Raw genomic sequence first — 22,569 nt, forward strand, 5'->3', positions numbered from 1 at the left:
CCGAGTCAGCGACCTCGAACTCACGCTCACCAAGATCGATACTGCAACGGCTTCTTAGGTGATTCCGGTCGTTCACCGGCTGTGACGTGAGCTGTTGGCTGCGTGCCTCGGTGGACCGCAGCGCGTGGCCTGCCTTGTCACCGGAGCGCTGACTCGGGGTTCTGCGGTATCGGTCTTTGGCGTGATTTCGCCGGTCGTGGCCAGGATGAGCTCCATCTGCCCTGAGGCTTTGGCAGGGCGCGGGGGCGCTCTCGAAACAGCCCTTGGGGAGGAGAATCGGGTGAACGAGGATGAAGAACTCGTCGCGGCAGTGGAGGCACTGCTGTCGGATCCGCGTACGGATCCGGGTATCGATGTCGAGACCGCCGAACAGGCCGCTCGCGCAGTGGGGCTTCTCGAAAAGGGCCTTCAGGATGGGCCCGGCGTCTTCCGGCTGATGGCCGAGGGAGGGCAGAGGGGGGCCGAGACTTTGTCATCGGACCGACTGCAAGTCCTGTCCGAGATGGTGCAGAACGCCGATGACATGGGGGCCTCCCAAGTCCGATTCATCTGGCGCCCCGAGGAGTTGTTGATCGCCCACGATGGCAAGGGCGTGCGACTGGCCGACATCCTATTGCTCGGCCTGCCGTGGCTCAGCGGGAAGAGCTCCGACGCGGAGGCCACGGGACGATTCGGCATCGGACTGGCGACCTTGCGAGCCCTGGCGACCACCTGGGAGGTGCATTGTCATCCCTTCCACGTGAGGTTCGCAGACCTGTCGATTCAGGCGGTCGAGCCGCTGGTGATTCCCGAGCAGCTCGTGGGGCCCGCGTGGACGGTTTTCCGAATCCCTCTCGCCCCCGACGTATTGTCCGCCTCGGAGCTCTTCAAGTGGTTCGAGACCTGGAACGACAGTTCCTTGCTCTTCCTCCGGCACGTGAGGCGGGTCGAAGCCCGCAGCGACTGTCCGGCCGAGCAGAGGGCCGATGACGAGACGCCGCCGGTGATGCTTGAGCTGAGTTGGACGGAGATCGACCGGCGAAGGCTTCGCATCAATGGTGAGGAAGCGGATGTCCGGGTCCGCGAAGCCCGGACGACCAGTGGGACACCGTGGCGGGTCTACGACGCCGATGTTGCACCGCATGGCACGACCACCCGTCGGCACAAGGCGGTGGGAGCCTCCATGCCGGTTGCCGTTGCGCTGCCGGTGCACGGACCCGAATTGGGGTGTGTGCACGCTGGGCTACCGGTGGCCGAGTTGAGAACTGCAGCTCGCGTGCACGCCCAGTTCGACCCTGTAGTCAGCCGTGAAGGATTTGCTGCCAGCCGTTGGAACGAGGACCTCGTCCCACTCGTCGCGGACCTCTGGGCCGGTGCCGTGCTCGACGTAATCAGCGAAGTCGAACCCTCGGCTTGGCACCTTGTGCCGCTGCCGTCACTCTCGGGTCCCTCGTCACCCGCCCGACTACAGGACAGCATTCGTGCGGCTCTGGTCGACCGCTCCCGCACCTGGTTGGCATCCCGGCTCTCACTGCCATGCCCCGACGGGGCCAGGGAGCCACTCTCGGCGCTCGCCGTTGAGGAGCAGCAGCTCTCAGGGGTGCTTGACGATGAGGACGTCGCGCGACTGGCCGGGTTGCCGGCTACCTTTCCGAAGTGCGCTCGCGACGAAGCCAACCAGTGGCGCGAAGTCCTTACCGACTGGCGTGGTGAAGGCACCGCAGAACTCACCGAAGAGGTGCGGGTCCATGACGCGTTTCTCTCTCTCGACGACACCGAGTACGACGTCGACAAGACCATCCGCCTGACGGCGGCAGCCATCGAGGCGGACCTCGGCTACCTGGTGCGGAGCCGACCCTGTGTCATCACCGCTGACGGGCGGCGTCTGCAGCCGACGGCGGTCGGCCTCGCGTTCGCCGAGCACCAGGACGCTGGACCGCGCGGTGCCGGCCCGCTGGATGCGCTGAGCATCGTCGTTGACCTACATGCAAGCTACGCGCGGGAGTCGCAGTGGTCCCGCCGCGTTCTCGAATGGCTGAGGAAGCAGGACTATCTCGTACGGCGCGACGACACCGCGGCCGTTCTGCGCCGTATCGAGCGGATGGGGCGTGCAGGCAAACGAATCGGCGGTGAAGCGGGCTGCGAAATTGAGCAACTCGCGGCCATCCAAATGGCTTTGGGGGAAGTACCGGCGAAAGTGCGTGAGCGACTCGGTCCCGGTATCGGACAGGCAGTACTCCTTGACGGCTACACGTACGACTCCGAGGGCAACGAGAAGCCGTGCAAGGTTCAGCCCGCACACGCCTACCTGCCCCTCGCGCTGCAGAGCACTGAAGGAGATCGCTTCCCCGCCGCCGCGGGAAAGACTCCCGGCATCCACTGGGTGCACCGCTCCTATGCGCGCACCTTGGGGTCCAAAGCAGAGTGCGGGTTGAGCCGTACGGCGTTCCTGCGCCTTCTCGGGGTGGCGGATGTACCCAGGATCAAGGAGGTCCAGTCAAGCTGGGAGACGAAGGAGTACGAGACGGACGCCCGGATCGGCCTGTCACGCCACTGCCTCCTATCGCCAGCTGCCCGCACTGGGGAACTGCGTCGGCTGAACGCGCATTACACGCTGGACGACCGCATCAGTCCGGAGCTGGATGCTGTGGTGCAACACATCATTGCTGAGCCGAACCTGCAGGAGCGCAGGCGTCGTTCTGCAGCCTTGCTCCAGACGCTCGGCAAGCCAGGCATGATCACGTCTGAAGAAGCGGAGGTACGGGCCGCAGAGGGGCACTACCGGTGGATTGTGCGTGGCCAGACGGCAGCTCTCTGGGTGTGGCGGCTCCGGGAGACTGCCTGGCTGGAGGACAGCAGCGGGAACCTTCGTACGCCGGGGCGGGCACACTTGTGCACACGCGATGCACAGGCTCTCTACGGCCAGGACGACCCGGGCTATCTGCACCCTGCGATCCATCAGGCTGTGTCAAACCGAATCGATGTCCTGACCGCTCTGGGAGTGAAGGGGGACCCCGACGTACCGCAGCTGATCAATCGTTTGCGGGAACTGCGCGAGCGCTCCACGGCTCCCGGCCCGGTGGACGACAGTCTCAGGGCCGAGGTCTATCTCGTCTATCAGGCGCTGGCGGGGCGGCTGAAGAATGAGGCGGCCGGCACGTCCCGCAGCGAGCTACGCAAGAAGGTCCGGGATGCCTTCAGCGGCAGGGACTTTGTGCTCGCAGACCAGGGATGGCAGCGGGCAGACGACTGCTTCCGGGGGCCCACGGTTCTCCGCGGCTTTCGGCCCTTCACCATCCCTGACCCCGAGTTGAACCCGCTCTGGGACGCCTTGGGGATCGAAGAGCCGAGGCCCGAGGACCTCGTTGACGTGCTGAAGGAGATTGTGCAGTTCGGAGCCCATCCTCAGGACGAGCAGCAACGCGTGATGCTGGAGGCACTGAGGTCTCTGGCCGACATGGTCACTTCGGCTCAAGGCCCAGTCTCTCTCGGCCTGCGTTCCAAGCTCCGCTGGCTGCCACTGCGTACCACCCACGGCTGGACGAAGAACCGGCCCGTCTACGCGGTGGACCACCCCGTCATCGCGCGTACCGTCGGTGAGCGCATGCCCGTTTGGCAGCCAGGCGGAGATTTGCAGCAATTCATCGGCCTGTTGGATCTCCTCAAGGTGCACAGGGTGGAGGCGTCCGATGCATGCGTCATCACATCTGATGGCGCGCGCCCTGATCACCGGCTCACGGATGACTTCCGACGGGCGGTAACCAGCCTGCAGGACACCCTCGTACGGGATGAACCGGCTGCTGCGGAGGCGTTCACCGGCTGGGCATGGCTGATGGAGCTTGAGGTACGGGTCTTGCCAGGGCTGAGGATCCAGCTGAACCTGGGCGAGGGGCATGAGGCGATCGAGATCGCGGTCGACGCACACGTTGACCGCGAAGCCAAAGCGCTCTTTCTCACTGGCCCCGAGGCTCTGGGCACCGCTCGGGGTGGAGGGCTGGCCGTGGCCTCGCTCTTTTCGGCGGAGCGGGCTCACGTCGGGCATCGCTGGCGCGATCTCTGGGAAATGGATGTGCTGCAGGACGCCCCCGCCGCCCCGCTGGTCCCGTCCCACCAGCAAGATCACGAGGACCGCGAGCGTTTGAACTCGCAGTTGCGTGAGCGGGAACTGTCGCAGCCTTTGAGCCCCACGGCTCCGACTGGGTCGCGCGGCCCAGTGAACCCGCCCACGAAGGTTCCGTTGCCTCCGCTGGCCCCGGCGCCTCCGTCGGCTCCTACGCCGCCCGGCCTGGCGTCGCTACCTGCCCCGCCACTGGCCGAACGCCGCAAACTGGTCTCTCTGGCCGAACTACAGGGGCGGACCCCGCAGGCCACCCGCACTACCGCCTCGTCGCAGCCTCGCTCCGCGTCCTCCTCGGGAACGCGACACGCCGCCTCACTTCCGCAACCGCGCCGGGGCGGAGCCGCGCCCAACGAGCGTTCTGGACCGCTCGGCTACCAGGACCGGGACAAGGAGAAGATCGTCCTGGAACTGCTTACGCGGATTCTTCACGAGCAGGGACGGACACTGGACGATCAGCGAGGTCTGATGAGGCTGGGTGCGGACGCTGTCGATTCGGTGGACCACTTCTACGAGATCAAGGCACACGGTGGTCCAGAGCCCGCCGAAGTCACCCTCACCGGCGCCGAACTCACGCGTGCACTGGCGGAGGGAAGTAACTACTCGCTCGTCATCGCCTCGAACCTCGAAGAGGGCCGGGGGACCCCGACGCTCCGGATCATCCCCGATCCGTTGCGCTTCTTCGAGGTCGAAGCGACAGCTGAGGTGAAGCTCAAGGGCCTACGTGACACCGATGTCGAAGCGGCCGTGTGGCAATGGCCGGACGCTGGCGTGTGACAGGTATGCCCGGGAGCAGCTTGGGAGCCGGATCAAGAACTCGGCTCCCAAAATGGTCCCTGGAACCACTCAGGGGCCCGACCCGCTAAGCGGATCAGGCCCCTGACCTGGTGTTTCACTGTCGGGGTGGCGGGATTTGAACCCACGACCTCTTCGTCCCGAATGAGGTTCACGCAACATCACTACCGGGCCGGATGGGAATATGCGCTGGTCAGAGGCTTGGTATGGGATGGTCTCGCGTGGTCTCGGTGGGCCTCTGGGGGAAGATCATCTCCCAGATTTCTCCCACGCCGTGGATCAGTGGTGCCGTTCCTGCTGTCGCACGCCACTTTGCGTGAGCAAGCTGTGTCTGTGCATCCTCCATTTGGCATTCGGACGCTTCGGCCACGCTGTGGCGGCTGAAATTATGCGGAGCCCCCCGATGTCGTGCGAGGCGTCTGAAGCGATCGTGGAGAGGTTCCGCCTAGGCGGCTTGATCGCTGGCAGGATTCGGCAAGTCTGAACACCACGCACATGTGTGCGGCCCGAAGCGGCGAGTGAGTGGGTGCGGTATGGCCAGAGGGGTGGAGGCCAGAGAGAGCGTTCGGAAGGAGCTCTGGAGGCTGGCGAACGGCATGTGCCAGATGTGTCGGCGTGAGTTGGATCCTGGGACCACAGGACGCACATCAATAGCCCATGCAGCCCACGCTGCTCTCCCTGACCGCGTTGTCTGCCGCCCCGGGGCGGCACCGTTGCGACCTATGCATCATCACCGTGCCCGAGACGCATGCCGGGTAGCTGCTCCTCCAGTTGGCCCGCGAGACTGCCGTGGATTTCGTATTCCGCCCCGGGAATGCTGAGAGTCATCCGCCCTTCATCCACGTGGTCGCGGACGGCGTTCAACTCCTGCCCCACATACTCGATGTCTCGGGCGGTGAGCCGTAGTTCCAGCGTGTGAGTGTCGCGGAAGAGGATGGGGCGGATGTCTGTACGGGTCATCAATTGCCGTGCGAACTGCCACAGCCACTCCGGCTCGCGGTGTCGGATGATCAACGTGAATGCCGTCGAACTGCGGTGCGTGCCTGGCTCATCCGGTCCGCGCAATGCCTGGGCGGCCGCCATCCGCTGCTGGAGTGCGTACGCAGGTTGCCAGTCGATACGCGCGCCGTCGCCGGCAGGTGCCAGCTTGAAGTGAAGGGACTCTTCGTGCGGTGGCGGTCGGCGCCGTGCTGGAGCACGGGTCGGCTGATCGGGACTCTGGGCGGTGTAGGTGGTCAGCGCGGTGTGCGCGCTGGAGTTGAGGCAGTGCTCAAGCCATCGCCAGGACGTCGGCCGCTCCCCGCGGCGGTCTTGAGCAAGCAGTCTCATCGTGTCGGCCAGGATGCGCAGCCCTTCTGCGGCCATCGGGAGCGTGTGGCTTTCTGCCAATTGTTCGATGACGCTGCTGCTATCGAAGCGCCGCTGTGTCCGGTGCGCCAGCCAGACTCCGACGGCCAAGAGGTCGGACATTCCTTCGCCCGTGGTCCGATCAGCGGCTACCGATTCCAGCCATTGCTGAGCTCCTTCCACCTCACCCCGTCGGCAGCGCGCGTATCCGACGGCCACGTCGAATAGTGAGGGCTTGGCCCTCGAGGCGAGAGGAGCCTGCTGCCACACGGTCTCAATGGCGAGGGCAGCATGCATACGCCCAGTGCGCAGCGCTTCGAGCAACGTGTATCCGGAGTCAGCGACCGGGCGTACTTCCAGCGGCCCTTTCAGCGCCGCCGAGAGAGGTTTCACCGTCATCTCGGTGCGACTCGGCAGGATGGTGCAGGCTGGTGCACGGTTGGCGCCACCTGTCTGCAGGGCCCAGACGATGTCCGGTGTGACGTGCGGGGCGGAGGGCCCGCGACGCCTGGTGTCCCGGTCCCAGGGCGTGGGGGAGTCGCTGGCCAGGCTGCGCGGGCTCCACTGCCCGTCGGCGAGTTGCCACAGGCAGATCCATCCGCTGCTGGAGCCGGGAGCTCGCGTGGCCAGCATTGAGTGTCTCGCCGGAGGAGCGAGGGAGGTGGCAGGAGTGCTGCCGCCGGTGATGACGGTCGGTTGCAGACGGACGTAGGGCGACCAGCCGCGCAGGAGGTTGCGTTCGCCACGGGGCAGGGAGACGGCATGCGGGGTGCCTGCGATTAGCGGGAAGACGTCCTGGATCTCGGCGCTGCTGTTGAGACGTTCGACCACACCAATCACCGTTCCGGGGGCGGCGCCCGCCAGATGAGGAGGGTGCACGTGTGTCGTGTTCGCTGTGGCCGGGGGGCTGGTCATGAGACATCCACCTGCACGGTGTGGTGGAAGCACGGCGGCTGCAGCCACACCTGCTGACTCGTGGTGCTATAGGGCCCGTCGGCGAACGCGACATGGAGATCGCCCTCGCCTGCTGGGCCCGAGTCGATCCACGGTTCGGGTCCGGGCATCCGGGATGCGACCTGATTGCCGCGTAGGTCGGCGAGTGACCACGACGCATTGGCCAATGCGTCGGTGGGAGCAGTGTCGAAGTGGAACGACACCTGCGGCCGGTTGGTGAACTGCAACAGCACACCGCCGCGCACATTGGTGCTGGACGTGACGCACTGTTGTTCGGGCATGCCGCGGTGGCGCAGTCCGGGCCACTGCATGAGCTGGTCGATGGCCGTCCCGACGCTGGTGGTCGTCACCTGCCAGCCCTGCCCGTCACGGCGGTGCTCGGGTGAGAACAGTGCCTTGAGGAAGGACCGGGTAAACAGGGTGCTCTCACCGGTGCGGCCGTGCGCCTGTGCCCCTGGCCCCGTGGAGTACACCACGAGCTGTTCCGGATCGTGCGAAATTTGCAGCTTAGGGCCCAGCGCCGTGGACTGCAGCGAGCGCAACGTGAGATCCACATCCTGCGAGCCCCTGCATGCATCGATGAAGAAACACTGGATGCCCGCACGATTACCCTGCATGCTCTGCACGGTCCCGTGCACGTCGATGGAGTTCTCGAATGCGGCGAACCGGTTCGCGCGGGTGTCCTGCAGCAGCAGCGCGTGATCCCCGTATGCGCCCAGCTGGAGACCGTGGCCGCAGAAATAGAACAGGCCGACATTGCCCCGGTCGCTGTCGCACCGTTCGTACCACCGCTCGAAGGCTTCCTGAACATCCTCCAGCTCGGCCGTGGTACCGACTTCATCACCTGCGTCGGGGAACAGGTCCGCGAAGCCGGGGGGAAGCTGCGGATCTTCGGCCGAGATGACGGCTTCGATGCTGCCCAGCGCCCGACCTGGCACGTCACGCAGCTCTTTCAACAGCGTCACGCACACCTCATACGCGGACGTGGGAGGTGCGGTCAACTGTCCCAGCCCTTTGGCTAACGTCTCGGAACGGGCCTGGTGCTTGCTGCCGCCGTTGAAGTAGTCGTAGCGACCGACCCCGATGACCAGGACATGGATCGCCGGGCCGGTCTCCTGGCTCTGCCACAGGGTGGTCACTGCCGTCCCTCCGCAGCGTGCAGGGCAACACGGTGGTGGAAATGGGGTGAGATGACATAACCCCCGTGTGCCCACCACGCCCCGGTGCCGAAGTTCAGGTCCTCCGCGCCGGCGAACACCCTAGCCGCAGCGAAGGCCAGCGGGTCTGCCGGATCCACCACGTTGATCCACCGACTCACATTGGGCAGGGCCGGCACCTTTCGGCCGCCGACACCAGTCAGCAAACGGTCACTGGCCCGGAAGAGCTTCAGCTCCTCGAAGAGACCGACCTGCGTCCCCGCGGTCACCAACAGATCCACCTGCAGGTCAGGACGGAAGTAGGAGAGCACGTCATGAACGATGTTGCCACCCATGCTGTGGGCCACGACGACCAGTGGCTCGCCGTGCTGTTGGGCATGGCCGACAGCCTCTTCGAGTGCTTCGCTCACCAAGGCGATGATCGAACTGTTCTCGGCCGAGTCCCGCTGAGCGAAGTAGCCCATCACATCACCCAGCAGCAGCGCGAGCCTGCGCGTGGGCCGCCCGCGCAGTAGCGTCGCGCCACCACGGGTGACAGCCGTGGCTGCGCAGGAGTTGAGTCGCCGCAGCACCGATCGGGCGGCTCGGGGCACACCACCCGCGGCACCGAACGTCTCCCACCCCACCGCAGCACTACGGGTGTTCGGCACAGCAGCGGGACGCCACGCCTCCAGTTCTGCACTCAGCCGCTCCAGCAACTCGGTGTCGTCACCGACCTCGGCGAGCCAGGGGAAGACGGCCGGTCCGTCACCGCGCCTGCCGGTATCCGAGCGCTCGGCCCAGTACGCGGTGGCGCGCCCGCAGAACGCCGCGCCCTCCCGCAGTTCGTCCTCGGCGCCGACCAGGGAGCCGCAGACGATGTCGATGGCCCACTGCAACGACGTTGCGGCTGCGGTAACCAGCACCCGGTCCGGCTCGGCCGCACCGGCCTGCGCGGCCACGTCTAGCACCGCCGCCTCCGCCGTACTCGCCTCCTCGATGCCACCGAGCCGTTCCATCCCTGCCACGTCCAGGGAAGCCCAGCCCCACGCAGGCTCCGCCACCAGGCCGCCCCACCACGGGCTCCAGACCCGCGTCTTGTCCTGATCACAGCCCATCGCAGCGAGGACATGCTGGCGGTACAGCGCGTCGCGCACGGCCACATGCTCCGGATCCTGCGGCGCCCGGTTGCCGATTCCATGCACATGCACCAACGGCACGCCAAGCCCCTTCCTGTGCGGCGAGCCCCCATTGTGCGGCACCTACTGCCCGAACACAGCCGGATCCCCGCATACTTCGCCTGGCAAGCTCCGGGACGACAAGAGGGAAGTGTCGTGAGCTCCTCCTGAGCTAACCGGTACGGCGAATGTCATCGACTGCCCTGCGAGGCTCCGGCTGACCTTCACGGCGCTGCGGTGCGGGTGAAGGCCACTCCCAAACTGAGACCACACAGGTTGAAGGGCCCCACTGCGAGCAGTGGGGCCCTTCAACATCGCCCGGTCAGGCACTGGTGGAGGATACGAAATTCGAACTCGCGAGAGGTTGCCCCCAACACGCTTTCCAAATGTTCGCCCGAGGGTTCGAGGCAGCTCGTGAGTGTTCTGACCTGCGGCGCAGTTCATGATTTAAGGACTGCTGAACGGTCCCGGATGCACGTGAATGAGACCAGAACTGAGACCAGGCGAGGGGCAGACACATGGGAGTTGGACTGCCGCCGGGCTACTTCCCGTCCTGCTCAGGCGGCCCTGGCGTGGGCGGTGGCTACGGCCTGCTCAGCGTGGACTTGGCGGATCAGGCGCAGCACCTGGTCGTAGACGCCGTCCGGGTCGCCGGTCTCCAGGATCAGCACGGCCACCATGTCGAGGAATTCGTCGACCTCCTTCCCGCTGTCCTTCTTCGCTTGCTCGATCCGCTTCAGGTTGCGGGCCACCTCCGGCCGCGCAGCGGCAAACGCGGCGGGTAGCCGGTCAAGGGCGTCGGCGAGGTCCCAGCCCTCCGGGATGAAGTACGTCGTCTGCGTGGGGTCCTGGCTGAGCGTCTTCACGACGGGTTCGGTGATCCGCGGTCCACTGGTGATCTGCACTCCCAGGAGCAGCTTCGAGGCCGCGCGGTACAGGGTCGTCAGGTCCGGGGCGTGGTCTTCGAGGATCACCTCGGAGACAGTAATGCCCTCGGAGGAGAGGCGGACGCGGCCGAGCATGATGACCGTGTCGAGGGACGCCCGCTCGGGGTCATAGGTGGCGATGAAGCGGTCCCCGTCGCGGCGCACCATGATGGCCCTCGCCTGCCGGGCGTCACCTTGGCGCAGGCGGAGTGACGCAGTGAGGGGGTGCTCAGGGAGCCGAATCGTCATGCCGAAACCTCCGCTCGCTGCCAGGTCCGCCCAAGGGCGTCTCGGTGGTCGTTGTTGTGGCTATGCCGCTGGGTGCAAGGCAGGCGGTCGGCGAATGTGTGGTCGGTGTCGGGCTGGCCGTCGATCCGATCGCCGGCCAACGGGTCGCGGCCGGGGCGGCGCTCTAGGCATTCGGACCCGACGAGGCTGGTGAGGGCCGTGCGCAGCGGGCTGGGCTCGGCGGTGGTGCGCCGGGTGGCGATCTCCGCCATGTGCTTGGGGATGATTTCCCGGAGCACTTCGAGCGCGGCCTGCGGGTCGTCGGCCTGCTGGCAGAGGGCGGCCAGTTCCTTGGCCGTCTTTGCGATGATCAGTTTCCCGATTGGGGTGATCTGACCGTTCTGGACTACGAGGGTGTCCGGAGGGATCGCGTCGAGGTCGATGTCCGTGGTGGTCATGCGATCACCTCGTACGCAGTAGGGATGTGCTGTTCGGCCGGGGTTGGCCTCGGCGTTGTCACCTCAGGAATTGGGACGGTCATGATCGTTCCCCTCCTTGGGAGAGTGTGGGGCGAGTGCCTCCGTTGGAAGACCCTGGCTGCAAAGCCGAGGGCGGGCCAGGTGCCCCTGCTCCGTTCGAGGGACATCCGGCCCGAAACTGGTTATCCCGCAGTACGATCCGCGCTTCAATGGCCCGGGACGGCTGTGAGCAGCCTGGGGCCTACGGCTGCCGCCCTGACCGGATCATGGCAACTGAGGCCACAGCACGACGAGGGTCCGACCGGCGCGCTCAGGTCGGACCCTGCCCTGATGGGCGGTGGCAGAGGACACGAGATTCGATTCGTGCGGGGTTGCCTCCCAACACGCTTCCAAACGTTCGCCCGGGCGTTCAGGGAGGGCAGCGGCGTCCTGACCGACAGTTGGAGCTCTGGCTCCCTCACAAGGGGCTGTGATGCCTGTGTGGCGCGCCGGTCGTGCAGGTTCTGACCGCGCTGGATGCGGTCGCTTCGGCCCAGCCGAATTGCGCACGGACCAGATGCGGCCGAGGAGGCGGTGTTCCAGCTGTGGGCAAGGATGCGGCAATGGATGACGCCAAAAAACGACGTCCTCAGGCTCGATACGCCAACAACTACTAAGGGGGCTTGGGGAGCACGTTAGCTCGCTGATGGCTCCCAATGGCGAGAGCCGTCCGGGTCCCCCTCAGGAGTGGTGATCAGTTCTCCTGAGAACCGGCTGCCCTGCCCCGGGCGTGATGTGTGCTGACGCCAGCCGCGCGCTGCGCGGCACCCCTAGCCACACCTCATCTCCTCAAGGAGGGCTTCCATGACGACTGCGATCGGAACCACAGACTCCGGGTCTTCGGATGACAGTGACTCTCGCGAAGAGCCTGGATCTTCCGCCGTCCCCGTGGACGCCCAGGACGGGGGCTGTTCTCCCGTCATTTCGCCGTCGGAACACGACTGGATCCAGGCCGCTGCCGAGCTGTACGTCTTCGCCGAGCGGCGAGGGTTGCGGATCGTGAGGGCCGACGGCCCCAATGCGGATCTGCTGACCCAGGCGATGGTGTTCGAAGGGGTGCTACTTTTCCCACCGGACCGCCACCCCAGGGATGTACTGCGTGACGTCGGCGTCGCACCAGGCATGAGCTGTTGACGATGAGCAAGGATCACCGGCTTGGGCTTAGTCAGTTCTCCGGGCCAAGTCGAGCAGCATCACGTTATGAAGGCCCACCCCTTCGCAGGGGCGAGCCCCCGATCAAGCCTCTTTCGCCTGCAGCGCCTTGGCCTGCGACTTCTGCGTCATCTGCGCTCCGCCTCAAGGGCCGCGATGTTGCTGGCGACTCCCCGCTGGTCGGGAACCATGGGCGAGGGGCTCGACACAACTTCTGGGAGAGGAACTACGCGGGCCCTGGTCAAGCCGATCAGCGCGATCGCCACCGCCACCAATACAACGGTAGCGAGAGGCCCGCCGGGAGCCGTCGCCCACGCAGGGGCACCTGATCCCAGGGGGCCACTAGAGGTCAGCGCTGGGAGGCATGTCAGGAGTCCGGCACCGGCAACCCAGCGCCGCCGAACCCGATAACCGGAGCCTGTCGCAGCAGCAAGGGTGGCGAGGATGATGGCAGCGAGCATGGCTGCGCCAGGCGAACGGACGTTCCAGGCTGGTTGGAGACTCGACAACAGACTCAACCCCAGGGCCCCGAAGAAGGCGAATACGGCACCAATCGCCAGTGCCAGCGTCGCAGAGGTCCTGTGCTCGGGAGGCACGATACTGACTGGCGGCGTCGGCTGCGGCTCGCCTCGCAGTTCGGTGTCAAGCATGGCAACGAGCTCCCGGTGGCTCCTCCGGCCTCGCCAGGTGAATATGGAGCTGAGTACCACCGTCGCCACCGCAAGCGGCTGCCAGCTTCCGATGACCGCCTCGACGATGGTCGCTCCGCGCGCCATGCGGGGGATCAGGACAGACGACGCCACCCACAGCATGAGAACCCCTTGAAAGCAACGGCGTCGGTCATGTTGCTTCCGCAGGGCCCGTTCGTATCGGGCGACCGTCTCCGCCCACCGCCGCGCGCCGAGGCTTCTGCGGCTTGAGGGATCGACGTCAGCAAGCAGCCCGGCTGCTAGGTGGCGCGGGAGAAGCCCATCGCTTTCGAAGTACTTGGTGTGGTCGCCCAGCGGGTGGCCGAGTACTGGCGTGGCCTCTTGCTCCACGTTCTGCGGGAGTGCGGGCAACAGCATCCTGCCTACCGCGTCGTGCTGGCTGCTGTATTCCTCCCACTCCAGCTGCTTCGAGCCGTTGGACGGCGGCAGGACAAAGGGCGTCTTCGCCTCGCGGTGGATGTGGAACTTGACGATCAGCCCGCACACGATGGTCAGCGTCGCACTCACCACGACGGCGGCCCACCGCTCCCAGGTCATGTCACCCGCGAGGAGAAGGCTGGACTGTATGCGATCCATCGACTCGGCCACGCCGTGCAGCATGGCTGTGACGAACTCGGGCGACTGCACGGCCAGCGGCAACGCCAGAGAAGGTGTAGTCGCCTCCAACTGCATCAGCATGCCCGCCGCAATCTCTGAATTGCTCGGCTCGATGAGGGGCGAAGCCCCCCAGACCAGACAGAGAGACGCGATAGGCAGCATCCATGCCACTGCCCAGGCAAGCGGACGCCTGATCTGCTGGAGAAACCAGATGGGCTTGAGGCCCGATCCGACCCCCACCAGCCGAATCACCTTCGACTGATTACGCCCTCCGTGGCGAGCCATGAGCTGCTGGGCCAGGAAGCCTCCCTGCGAGTGAGCGATGATCACGATCTTGTCGCAGTGCTCTCGCATCCAACGCAGCCGCTCTTCCAAGAAGTCGAGCAGTCTCTCTCGTTCCTGGTTCCGCGCAGCAGCCATGATCACATGGTCTGCGACATTCAGCCGTGTGCACAGCAGGACGATCACGACGGCTGCACCGCCGACGGTCCACCAAGGGTGCTCCATAAGTAGCGCCATGGAGGCGGCCAGGAGTACGAGCAAAGTCAGGAACCGCCAACCCATGCGGGCCATGTGACGAAAGTCCGGACTGGTGAGGAAGGTGCCAGGCCGTAGGCCGTCACGGAGGGAACTCAGGAAGGTGTGCTTGAACGAGGTCTCGGTGGGCGCCCAGAAGCTGCGGTCGCGGCGGTCCGGACCGACCAGCAGAAGCACAGCGGGCAGGCTTAGCAGGACGTAGCCCAGGGTCAGCAGCCACCGGAGGTACCACGGGGGCCGGCGGAAACGGTCTGCCCATACTGCCTCCGCGATGAGCACCGTCCCCGCCTGCTGATCAGGAACGGTGATGCCGACAGTTGCGTGGGCGGGAGTCCCGAACGGCCACTCGGTAGAGCCTTCCCTGCATTCGGGAGTCTCGGTCCAGGTCACCGATGACGCACCATGTGCCTTGGCGATCGGGTCCACGATGCTCCGGCCCATGTGGTGCAGGACGGAACGCCCGGAGCCGATGCGCCGATGCTGGTTACCGACCCCATGTATGACGAGGTAACCGACGCGGGCCTCGCCGACGTTTCGGCTGCGCCTCCTCAGCTCTGGGGTGCCCTTTGCCCGCACCGCCTTGTGTCCTGCCTTGCCTGCACGATCCCGACCGCGACGCCGCTGTGACTGCTTCACTCTGCGCTCCTCGCCGTTCGTGTCCAACCGGTGTGATCATGCAGGCTGTTGAGCACCAACCGCATCCGTACAGATACTCAAAGCAACCTCCGGTGTCGGGGCGGCGGGAGGATTCAGCAGAGGTGGTTTCGGCACCCACTTATCTCGAACACCGCCTGGTCGGCGGCGAAGTCGGAGTCGGGGATCGGCCAGTGGATCGCGCTGTTGATGACGGCCAACTCCGAACCGCTCCGAGTCTGATGGAGGCTCGATTCCCTGAGAGGATCGAGTCATGGCATGTCCGTCCCCCTCCTGAGCTTCGTGAGCGTGCGGTGCGCATGGTCGCGGAGATCCGCCCCAACTACCCGACCGTCTCCTCGAGGCAGGCATTGACGCTTCGATCGGCAGCGTCGGGGATGCTCTGCACAACGCGCTCATGGAGTCCCAAATTTGCCTCTAAAAAACCGAGTTGATCAGGACAGGCAGGCCCTGGCGCGGCCTGGCCGGGGTCGAACTGGCCACCGCGGAATGGGTCGACTGGTTCAGCAAGCAGCGCATCCGCAGCGCGATCGGAGACGCCCACCCCACGAGCACGAGACCAACCACTACGCTCAACACCAGCCCCAGCCGGCGGCTGGAGCCAACGCATAGAGCCTCCACCGACCCGGAGCGGTTCACTGGGCATGGCCGCCTGAAGTCGCGGATCTGGCGGACGTGTGTTCGGTGTAGTGGATACGCTGCTGCGGCTCTACCTACATGGCACACGCGGTCCTTGGAGAGACATGCCCCGCTACGTACGCGTCAAGGTCGTTACGCCCGAGATGGAGGCTGCAGAGCGGAGGGCGGCGCGTCGGCTGGCGGTCATCATGTTGCCCAGCTTGGTTCTCATCGGGGCCTTCCTGTTCGGCTGGGCCCTTCAGATATTCGGTTGGGCGCGCGGTGACGTGGCGCTCGCGGGCCAAGGAACGCTGCTGTTGGCCATCAGTACTGTCCTCCTCCCCTTCCTGGACAAGTGGTGGACCGGTCGCCGCTACCAGCTCTGGAGGCCAATAGTAGGTTTCGGCGGACCGACGGTGCTCACCCTCGTGCTGGTCTACGCGCTACCTGCCATGAAGGGGTGACGAAGAGCTGACACCGAATCGGGGAGGTCATCGACACGACAGGTGGTTACGGCTTGGCATGTGGCGATTGCCCGTGTTCCAGGTAGACGGTCAGGCCGGTCGCGCGGGCCTGGATGCCGGCGGTGATTCGGCGTGCGAGCCGGGGAATGGTGAGCTCTGCCAGCTGTTCGGCGGGGTGAAAGTCGTACCGAGCCGGCACGTGATGACGCGTGTGCACACACCGTGATCGTCCCTCATCTTCGCCTTGGCTGCCCTCACCGCCTTCCCCGCCCATCCGCGGCTGCTGAGCCGGGGATGGCTGCCTCCGGACTCCGAGCAGCGAAGTGCGCAAGTAGGGCGTCCGTGCCGTCCCGCAGCGGCCTTGGTGGTGGCTGGCCGGACGGCGCGCTAATGCTCCAGCGCGGAGACAAGGGGCTGTCTGTCCCGTGGCTGCGGACGGTCCGCGGGCTCCTCCTCCCGTCGCGGGCGCCGCTGCCGAGTCGCTCCGTAGTGCCTCAGGCGCGAGAGAGCAGCGCTGCGCACACGGCCGTGACCGCTGGCAGCAGCATGAGAATGGCGGCGTGTACGCATCTGTTCTTGGTGCGAGCGATGCGACTGGTTCCGGTCAGGGCACGGAACAGGTGGGGCTGCGGGTCGGAGCTGCCTAGGAGCAGCCCGGACGACAGTTCCGTACGCTTCTCCGCCCGGACCACGTCGTCGTAATAGGCGAGGATGCGGGAGCTCTCCCTGATTCTCGGTCCGTGGCGGGGCAACAGCGCCGCAAGGAGGAGCAGCAAGGCCACGGTCGTGGTGACCGTAGCCGTCCACCACAGTGGGTGGGGCCAAAAGGTGCCGGGCGGTCGGCGGATCAGGAGGAGTCCGAGCAGTGATCCACCAGTGGCGAGTAGGACAGCAGCCTTGCCATCCGCCCGGCCTATCTCGATGTGGTTCTGGGCGATCAGCTCGCGCGACAGTGTCACCACATCCTCCGGCTCGGCCCCGTGCGGCCGGTGGCGGGCGAAGGTCAGGCGGGGGATCACCGATGATCCCCGTACGGGCCGTTCCCGTTCCCCGCCGCGTCGGTGTGGCTGATCCGGCGCAGAATCTCGTCGCCCTGCGGGACCCCCACGTCGCTGAGAACGCTCGCCAGGTTGACGCCGACGAAGCCCCGGTCCTCCGGTGTCAGTGACTGAAGCGTCGCCGCGAGGGCGCGTTCCCAGCCGTCCCGGTCGGAGAGGAGGTTGCGGTGGGTCACCGTCCAGTCGAGCACGTCCTTCGCCTGTTCCGGCTGGTGCAGGAGCCAGAGGGCTGCCAGGCCGACGGGACCGCCCGCGACAACCTCCCGGTAGAAGCGGTACGCCTCGCGGTGGGCTTCGCCGAAGCCTGATGGAAGGGTGGGTTCCGCACCGGTGCCGGGCGTGGGTAGGAGCGCGGCCGGCGGGTCCAGGAACCAGTACGTGAGGCCGAAGCCGTCGATCACCTGTGGCCAGCCGGGCGGTTCGACCTCGGTCGTACCGAAGTGGGGTGGGGGCTTCCGCAGCGGGTCGGCGGTGCCGGGCAGGGTGGCGTTCTCGCTGATGTGGCCGACCACCAGGTGCCGGGCCCGTTCCTCGTTGATCCGGTTCCTTGCCGCGACGACCGGGTTGCTGATCTTCCAGGCGACCCCGTAACGGGCAGGGGGCTTCGGCGGCCGGCGCGGGATGTCGACCGCAATCCGCCGTTCCGCGAGCGAGACCCACACGATGTCGAAGAAGTCCCCCTGACGCACCGCGCGCGCCGTCGGCCGCGGGTAGCCCCAGTAGTCGCCCCCGCGGGGCGGCACCATTTTGTCGGCTCCGTCGTCCGCGAGGAACACCAGGGCCCGGTCCGCTGGGGAACCGAGGCGGAGGCGGAACAGCTGCCAGGCAGGCGAGGAGTTCAGAGGTGTAATGAGGGGACTGGTCATGAGGTGAACCCTTCTGCTGGGGAGGCCGTACGGGCGCGATGGCGGCGCAGGACGAATCGCAGGACGCCACGGTGGCTCCGGGCCGTGCCGGAGAGTGCGGAGAGGAAGTTCGGGAAGGCGGTCCGGTGCCGTAGGCCCGGGTCGCTCTCGATCAGGGACAGCCCCGCCGCCGTTGCTTCGTGGGTGGCAGGTTCGTTCAGAGCTGTGACCACGAGGTCGAAGGCCCGCTCGGGGTGATCCGCGAGCAGGTCGGCGAGACGCACTCGCCGTACGCCCGGCGCGCTGGGCCGAGGGAAGGTCGCCAGGCTCATCGATTCGATGATGTGAACCGCCAGGGCGTGACGCTGTGTGCCCGGATTGGCTACCTGCCACTCCCGCAGGCGGTCGAGGACGAGGGTGTAGTTGGCGTCCTCGGAGAGCAGGGTGCTGAGAGCGAAGGACACTGCGGTACGCAATCTGCGCTCCAGGTCCTTGTCCTGCTCGTCGAGTACGGCGTCCAGGAGCTTCAGGGCGACGGCGGGGCGGGCCAGGCCGTAGCTGCCTGCGCAGGTCTCGGCCACGGTGCAGCGGAGGGGGACGAGGGCAGCCCGGCTCCATTGCCGTAACTGATCCCGTACCGCGCCGGTGAGGGCGGGGTACTGGACCATCTCCCCGAGCGCGTAGGCCACCAGACGGCGGCGCCAGCGCTTGTCCGACGCGGCGAAGGGGTGGAGCTGGCGCAGCGCGTCCGGGCCGGTCGCGTGCGCCAGTACCTTCCCGATCGCCTGGCCCGCCGCCAGTTCGATGCCGGAGTGGTGGGGAGTCTCGTCCAAGGTTTTCCACAGCAGGCCCGCCATGCCCTCGTAGTCCAGCCACATACACCGGAGTAGGGCATCCGACCGGTGCCCGCCGGAGAAGACGACCGGCTGGACCGGGTAGCGCTGCGCCCCGAAACGAGGCGGCAGCAGGCGGGCGCCGACGGCCTCCAGCCGGTCCTCGAAGGCCGGTCCGAGAACGTCGCGGCGCGTCTGCGAACCCTCCGTGACCGGTGCCGTGTCGTCGCGTTCGTCGAGACGGGGGCGCAGGATCGCGCTGAACTCCTCGATGACCGTACGGTCCTGTTCGGCCAGCAACGAGATCGCCGCCATCAGGGAGAGGCTGTCGGCTCGGTGGCACGAATCCTCCAGCGCTTTGCGGGCCGCCGCAGGGCTGCCGGTCTGCAGATCGTCCAGTACGGATGCGGCGGGCTTCCCCGACACGACGAGATCACGCAGTCCCTCTGCCACTTCGACACCGTCCTGTGGCAGCGGGTGGGCGTGCAGGTAGCCGGTGAAGTCTGCTGAGGCGAGGTGTTTCAGCGCGTCGGTGCTCTGCTCAGGGGTGAGTTCACCCGCCTTGACCATGGTGTTCAGGCGCTTCCTGGCTACATCGGCCGGCGGTGGCGGGCGGTGCACGACCTGCCAGGGCACCGTGTCGCCGGGAAGCGCCGTCTCCGCCCGTACCGTGATGACCAGATGGGCGCCCGATCGTCGCAGCAGCGCGGCCAGCGCGTTGAGCACGACTTCGCCCAGCGAGGCGGCAGCCACCGGGGACAGCCCCTGGAGCAGATAGCCGCGCCCCTCTTTGGGGCGCCAGCGCGCGAGGTCGTCCGGTGAGTCCAGGCCGGTGATGCCGTCGGCTCCGTACCGTTCTGCCAGCAGCGCGAACGCGGCGGTGCTCGCCCCTGTGCCGCTGCCGGTCCTCAGCACCAGGATGTGGCTGTCCAGCACCTTTCGGCACTGCGCGTAGGCCGGTGGTTCGACGAATCCGCGCAAGCGGGTGTGGACGTCATCCGCAGGGTACGGGCCCTCCCGCAGGCGGGGTTTGACGATGCGGTCCGTGACGGCCTCGTCGAGCGGGGCACCGATGATCACGGTGGCGTCGCCCGCGATTCCGCCCATGACCGCCATGCCCTGGTCCAGCCGTTGCTGGTTGTCACGGTAAGAGTTCCCCAGATCGGGTCGGCCGTCGGTGTCCGGGCCGTGCGGGCCAGGAGCGGTGTCCGCGTCGGCGCTCACCGGTTGTCTCCGGCTCCGCCGACCCGCTTGTCGCCCGTCACGTTGTCGCCGCCGCCCCAGTGCTGGTTGGTGCCGCGGTACGAGGTGGAACCACCGGTGTACGTGATGTCCCGTCCGACGTTCCCCATCACGGCAGCGCCCTCGCCCACGCGCTGTGTGTTGCCGCTGTAGTGCGTGCCGGACCGCTTCACCGGGCTCTGTTCCTGATCGGCAGATGTGTCGTCCTGCGCTGCGGATTCCTCGCGCGGTCGCACACCGGCCTGGACGAGATTCCCGGACGGCGACGGGACGTACAGCCATGCCCGCTGTGAGAAGTTCTTCCCCTCCACGGTGGCCGGGACCTCCACACAGCGGTCGGGGTGCAGTCCGGTGTACGCGCCGAGCACGGCGTCCTCGTAGACGCGCTGGGAGATGATCGCCGCCAGGTGGGTGACCTGCTCACTCGACGCAGCCAGGATGGCCTTGACCGGACGGGAGTCCAGCAGTCGATGCGTGTCGTTGCGGGCAGTACCGTTGCCGTCGCTGGGACCATCCGCGTCCGGCAGCGGTCCGACGTGGACGCTGGCCCGGAGCCGGATGCGAGGGCCCACGCATTGCCTGTTGTACGCGCCAAGTATGTCGTCCAGCACGCCCAGGAACGGCCACAGGACAAAGGGCAGCAACGCCGGATCGAAGCCGAACACCACGCCATCCCCGGTGTTGGCCGGAAACCGCTTCGAGTCGCGCAGCTCGTGCAGCCCGGCTCGTTCCAGCGCCTGGTCGACGAGTTCGGGGATCAACTGGCTCACCGGACCGTGCTGCACGGCGGGAAGACCGGTGAAGTCCTTTGCGTCGACGGCGAACAGGGCACGGTAGGGAGGAAGCGGTCGGCTCTCGGCGTACGGGGCGGGAACGAGCGTGGACATGCGTGATCTCCTCGTGGACGGTGGGACGGTGACGGAGCCGCTGGCCGGCTGAGTCGAGGTTCCGTCGGTTCCGTCCGTCCGACTGCACAGCGCAGGGCACTGCGGGGGTGTCCCACGTCACAGCGTGGTGTGCTCAGGTGACGGTTCCCGCTCGCCGCGCTGGTGTGCTCATTCAGCCCGGGACGGCGAGAGGGTCCACGCGAGCGTGGCCTACGGGGCGGTCGTCGCCCAGTCCCGCAGGACTGGCATGTCCTTGATGACGATCACTCTGCGGGCCGTCTCCACCGCGCCGGACTCTCGCAGCCGTTGCAATCCGGTGATTACCGCGTTGCGGGTCACTCCGGTCGCCTGGGCGATCTCCTCCTGACTCAGGCCGGTCAGCCGTACGACGTCAGATTCGGTGCCCGGCGCGGTGAGTTGGGCCAGTCGCAGGAGTACCCGCGCCAGCCGGACGACCAGCGGCAGGGTCAGCAGTTCTGTGCGGTGTGCGTCGGACTCGCGCAGTCGGGAGAGGGCCTGGCGCATCAAGTCCATGACCAGACCACGCTGCTCGACGAACAGGCGGAACCGTTCCGCCTCCAGCACGACAGCCGTGCAGGGGGTGAGCGCGACCACTTCCGCGGTGCGCGAGGTGCCGTTGAAGACAGACACCTCGCCCAGGAGGTCACCCGGTCCCCGGAAGGCCAGCCACGTCACGACTCCGCCGGGGTCCCGGCACACGACCTTGGCGAGGCCGTCGGTGAGGGCGAGTAGATGCGTTCCCGCAGAGCCCTGTCTCAGCATCACGTCGCGTTCGCGAAAGGTGCGGGTCGCCCCCTGCTTACGTAGCTCGCACCATGTCTCGTCCGACAGCACTCGTCGCCTCCCCCGTCCGCCCTGTAGGCGGCCTCGCCCAGCCCCGGTACGCGACCTCGTCGGCCTCCCGCTCTCATGAGTTCTACGCTGGCCGGACTGCTTCCACCGCCCATCGGGCGACCTTGTCCGAGAACGGCTGCCGCCCACTCGGCGGGGAGCGGGAGGCGAGCGGGCCCCTGAGGAACGCTCAGTGCCGGCTCGGGAGTTCGATCCCAACGCCTACACCGACCGTCTGTCGTCTTGGTGCACGGTCCGTAGCTCTGGCACTGGCCAGGAGGTTGAGGTCCACGTTCGCGGCACAGAGAAGGCCCCCAGGCGATGTCCTCAGATGCCGCCCTTGCCAGATTGTTGGAGGTTTCCCAGCACCTGTTCGGCAAGCGTATGGGCCTGGTCCTTCATGTCCTTCTCGGCCACGACGTGCTTGGGTGAGTACCTCTCGACGAAGAGGAACTGGCCGGACCCGATGTCCACGGTGAGCGAAGCCCGCCAGTCGTCGCCGTACATGATCTGCTGAGCCGCCATTCGCCCCTTGACCTCCACAGGAACGGCTTTCGTCGGACTAGCGTCCGTTCCGTCGACGGTCTGGAGCAGCCCTTCCTCGTCCTGGAACACGGATACGACGTAACCGGTGGGGTTGTCCGTGTCTGGCGTCATGGAAAAGTAGCAGGTGACCTCGCCCTCGCCGGACTCCGGCGTTGCCTCCCAGACACCGATCTCCTTCTGCTGGTCGGCGGTGAGGGAAACCTTGCAGATCGAGCCTTCGTCCACGGCGTCAGTTGCGATCGGGGGCGCCTTGAGCCCATCGCCGGACTTGTCTGAGGTGGTCGCCGGTCCGGTATCCGAGCAGCCCGCCAAAGCTAGGGCCGCCAGGGACACCGCTGAGAAGCCGTTGCAGTATCGATCTTGGTGAGCGTGAGTTCGAGGTCGCTGACTCGGTCG

General features: G+C 66.7%; 15 protein-coding genes. 3 read left to right on the forward strand and 12 right to left on the reverse strand.

Features of this window, described 5'->3' with window-relative positions; all coding sequences use genetic code 11:
• Positions 1–280 precede the first annotated feature (280 nt).
• Positions 281–4,873, forward strand: a complete 4,593-nt coding sequence (locus IE185_RS31955) for an ATP-binding protein (protein WP_138894687.1) — start codon at positions 281–283, stop codon at positions 4,871–4,873.
• Positions 4,874–5,611: 738 nt separating this feature from the next.
• Here IE185_RS31955 and IE185_RS31960 read toward each other — a convergent pair.
• The 5 genes from IE185_RS31960 to IE185_RS31980 all read right to left on the reverse strand — a co-directional run bounded on the left by IE185_RS31960 (position 5,612) and on the right by IE185_RS31980 (position 11,118).
• Complete coding sequence (locus IE185_RS31960; protein ID WP_138894686.1) at positions 5,612–7,153, reverse strand: hypothetical protein; 1,542 nt, start codon at positions 7,151–7,153, stop codon at positions 5,612–5,614.
• Complete coding sequence (locus IE185_RS31965) at positions 7,150–8,331, reverse strand: caspase family protein (protein WP_170198273.1); 1,182 nt, start codon at positions 8,329–8,331, stop codon at positions 7,150–7,152. Before IE185_RS31965 ends, IE185_RS31960 begins: the two co-directional genes overlap by 4 nt.
• Complete coding sequence (locus IE185_RS31970; protein WP_138894684.1) at positions 8,328–9,548, reverse strand: lipase family protein; 1,221 nt, start codon at positions 9,546–9,548, stop codon at positions 8,328–8,330. Before IE185_RS31970 ends, IE185_RS31965 begins: the two co-directional genes overlap by 4 nt.
• 515 nt (positions 9,549–10,063) lie before the next feature.
• Positions 10,064–10,681, reverse strand: a complete 618-nt coding sequence (locus IE185_RS31975; RefSeq protein ID WP_138894683.1) for a YdeI/OmpD-associated family protein — start codon at positions 10,679–10,681, stop codon at positions 10,064–10,066.
• On the reverse strand, positions 10,678–11,118 hold the full coding sequence (locus IE185_RS31980; protein ID WP_138894682.1) for a hypothetical protein: 441 nt from the start codon (positions 11,116–11,118) through the stop codon (positions 10,678–10,680). The genes IE185_RS31975 and IE185_RS31980 overlap by 4 nt, the downstream gene beginning before the upstream one ends.
• Positions 11,119–11,982: 864 nt before the next feature.
• Between IE185_RS31980 and IE185_RS31985 the strand changes: the two genes are divergently transcribed.
• Positions 11,983–12,312, forward strand: coding sequence for a hypothetical protein (locus IE185_RS31985; protein ID WP_170198272.1), 330 nt, complete (start codon positions 11,983–11,985; stop codon positions 12,310–12,312).
• A gap of 146 nt (positions 12,313–12,458) precedes the next feature.
• On the opposite strand, the gene IE185_RS31990 is transcribed toward IE185_RS31985, so the two are convergent.
• Positions 12,459–14,600: an alpha/beta hydrolase family protein gene (locus tag IE185_RS31990; RefSeq protein ID WP_138894680.1), complete on the reverse strand. Its 2,142-nt coding sequence runs from the start codon at positions 14,598–14,600 to the stop codon at positions 12,459–12,461.
• A 971-nt stretch (positions 14,601–15,571) separates the two neighbouring features.
• Here IE185_RS31990 and IE185_RS31995 point away from each other — a divergent pair.
• Positions 15,572–15,910, forward strand: a complete 339-nt coding sequence (locus IE185_RS31995) for a hypothetical protein (RefSeq protein WP_138894679.1) — start codon at positions 15,572–15,574, stop codon at positions 15,908–15,910.
• Positions 15,911–16,404: 494 nt separating this feature from the next.
• Here the strand turns inward: IE185_RS31995 and IE185_RS32000 are convergent, their stop codons facing one another.
• The 6 genes from IE185_RS32000 to IE185_RS32025 all read right to left on the reverse strand — a co-directional run.
• Positions 16,405–16,929: a Pycsar system effector family protein gene (locus IE185_RS32000; RefSeq protein ID WP_229843828.1), complete on the reverse strand. Its 525-nt coding sequence runs from the start codon at positions 16,927–16,929 to the stop codon at positions 16,405–16,407.
• Positions 16,926–17,834, reverse strand: a complete 909-nt coding sequence (locus IE185_RS32005) for a hypothetical protein (RefSeq protein WP_229843829.1) — start codon at positions 17,832–17,834, stop codon at positions 16,926–16,928. Before IE185_RS32005 ends, IE185_RS32000 begins: the two co-directional genes overlap by 4 nt.
• Positions 17,831–19,870: a hypothetical protein gene (locus IE185_RS32010; RefSeq protein ID WP_138894678.1), complete on the reverse strand. Its 2,040-nt coding sequence runs from the start codon at positions 19,868–19,870 to the stop codon at positions 17,831–17,833. Before IE185_RS32010 ends, IE185_RS32005 begins: the two co-directional genes overlap by 4 nt.
• Positions 19,867–20,775, reverse strand: a complete 909-nt coding sequence (locus tag IE185_RS32015; RefSeq protein WP_138894677.1) for a hypothetical protein — start codon at positions 20,773–20,775, stop codon at positions 19,867–19,869. Before IE185_RS32015 ends, IE185_RS32010 begins: the two co-directional genes overlap by 4 nt.
• A 210-nt stretch (positions 20,776–20,985) precedes the next feature.
• Complete coding sequence (locus tag IE185_RS32020) at positions 20,986–21,630, reverse strand: Crp/Fnr family transcriptional regulator (RefSeq protein WP_138894676.1); 645 nt, start codon at positions 21,628–21,630, stop codon at positions 20,986–20,988.
• Between the two features lie 324 nt (positions 21,631–21,954).
• Positions 21,955–22,569: DUF3558 family protein (locus IE185_RS32025; protein WP_229843831.1), on the reverse strand; the 615-nt coding region annotated here is incomplete at its 5' end.

This window comes from Streptomyces chryseus, assembly GCF_014650755.1.
Taxonomy (GTDB): Bacteria; Actinomycetota; Actinomycetes; order Streptomycetales; family Streptomycetaceae; genus Streptomyces; species Streptomyces chryseus.

Excerpts from the sequence above, each read along its gene's own strand:
- IE185_RS31975 (WP_138894683.1), bottom strand. The coding sequence starts at position 10,681 with ATGACGATTCGGCTCCCTGAGCACCCCCTCACTGCGTCACTCCGCCTG.
- IE185_RS31980 (WP_138894682.1), bottom strand. The coding sequence starts at position 11,118 with ATGACCACCACGGACATCGACCTCGACGCGATCCCTCCGGACACCCTC.
- IE185_RS32005 (WP_229843829.1), bottom strand. The coding sequence starts at position 17,834 with ATGACCAGTCCCCTCATTACACCTCTGAACTCCTCGCCTGCCTGGCAG.
- IE185_RS31985 (WP_170198272.1), top strand. The coding sequence starts at position 11,983 with ATGACGACTGCGATCGGAACCACAGACTCCGGGTCTTCGGATGACAGT.
- IE185_RS32015 (WP_138894677.1), bottom strand. The coding sequence starts at position 20,775 with ATGTCCACGCTCGTTCCCGCCCCGTACGCCGAGAGCCGACCGCTTCCT.
- IE185_RS31995 (WP_138894679.1), top strand. The coding sequence starts at position 15,572 with ATGCCCCGCTACGTACGCGTCAAGGTCGTTACGCCCGAGATGGAGGCT.
- IE185_RS31960 (WP_138894686.1), bottom strand. The coding sequence starts at position 7,153 with ATGACCAGCCCCCCGGCCACAGCGAACACGACACACGTGCACCCTCCT.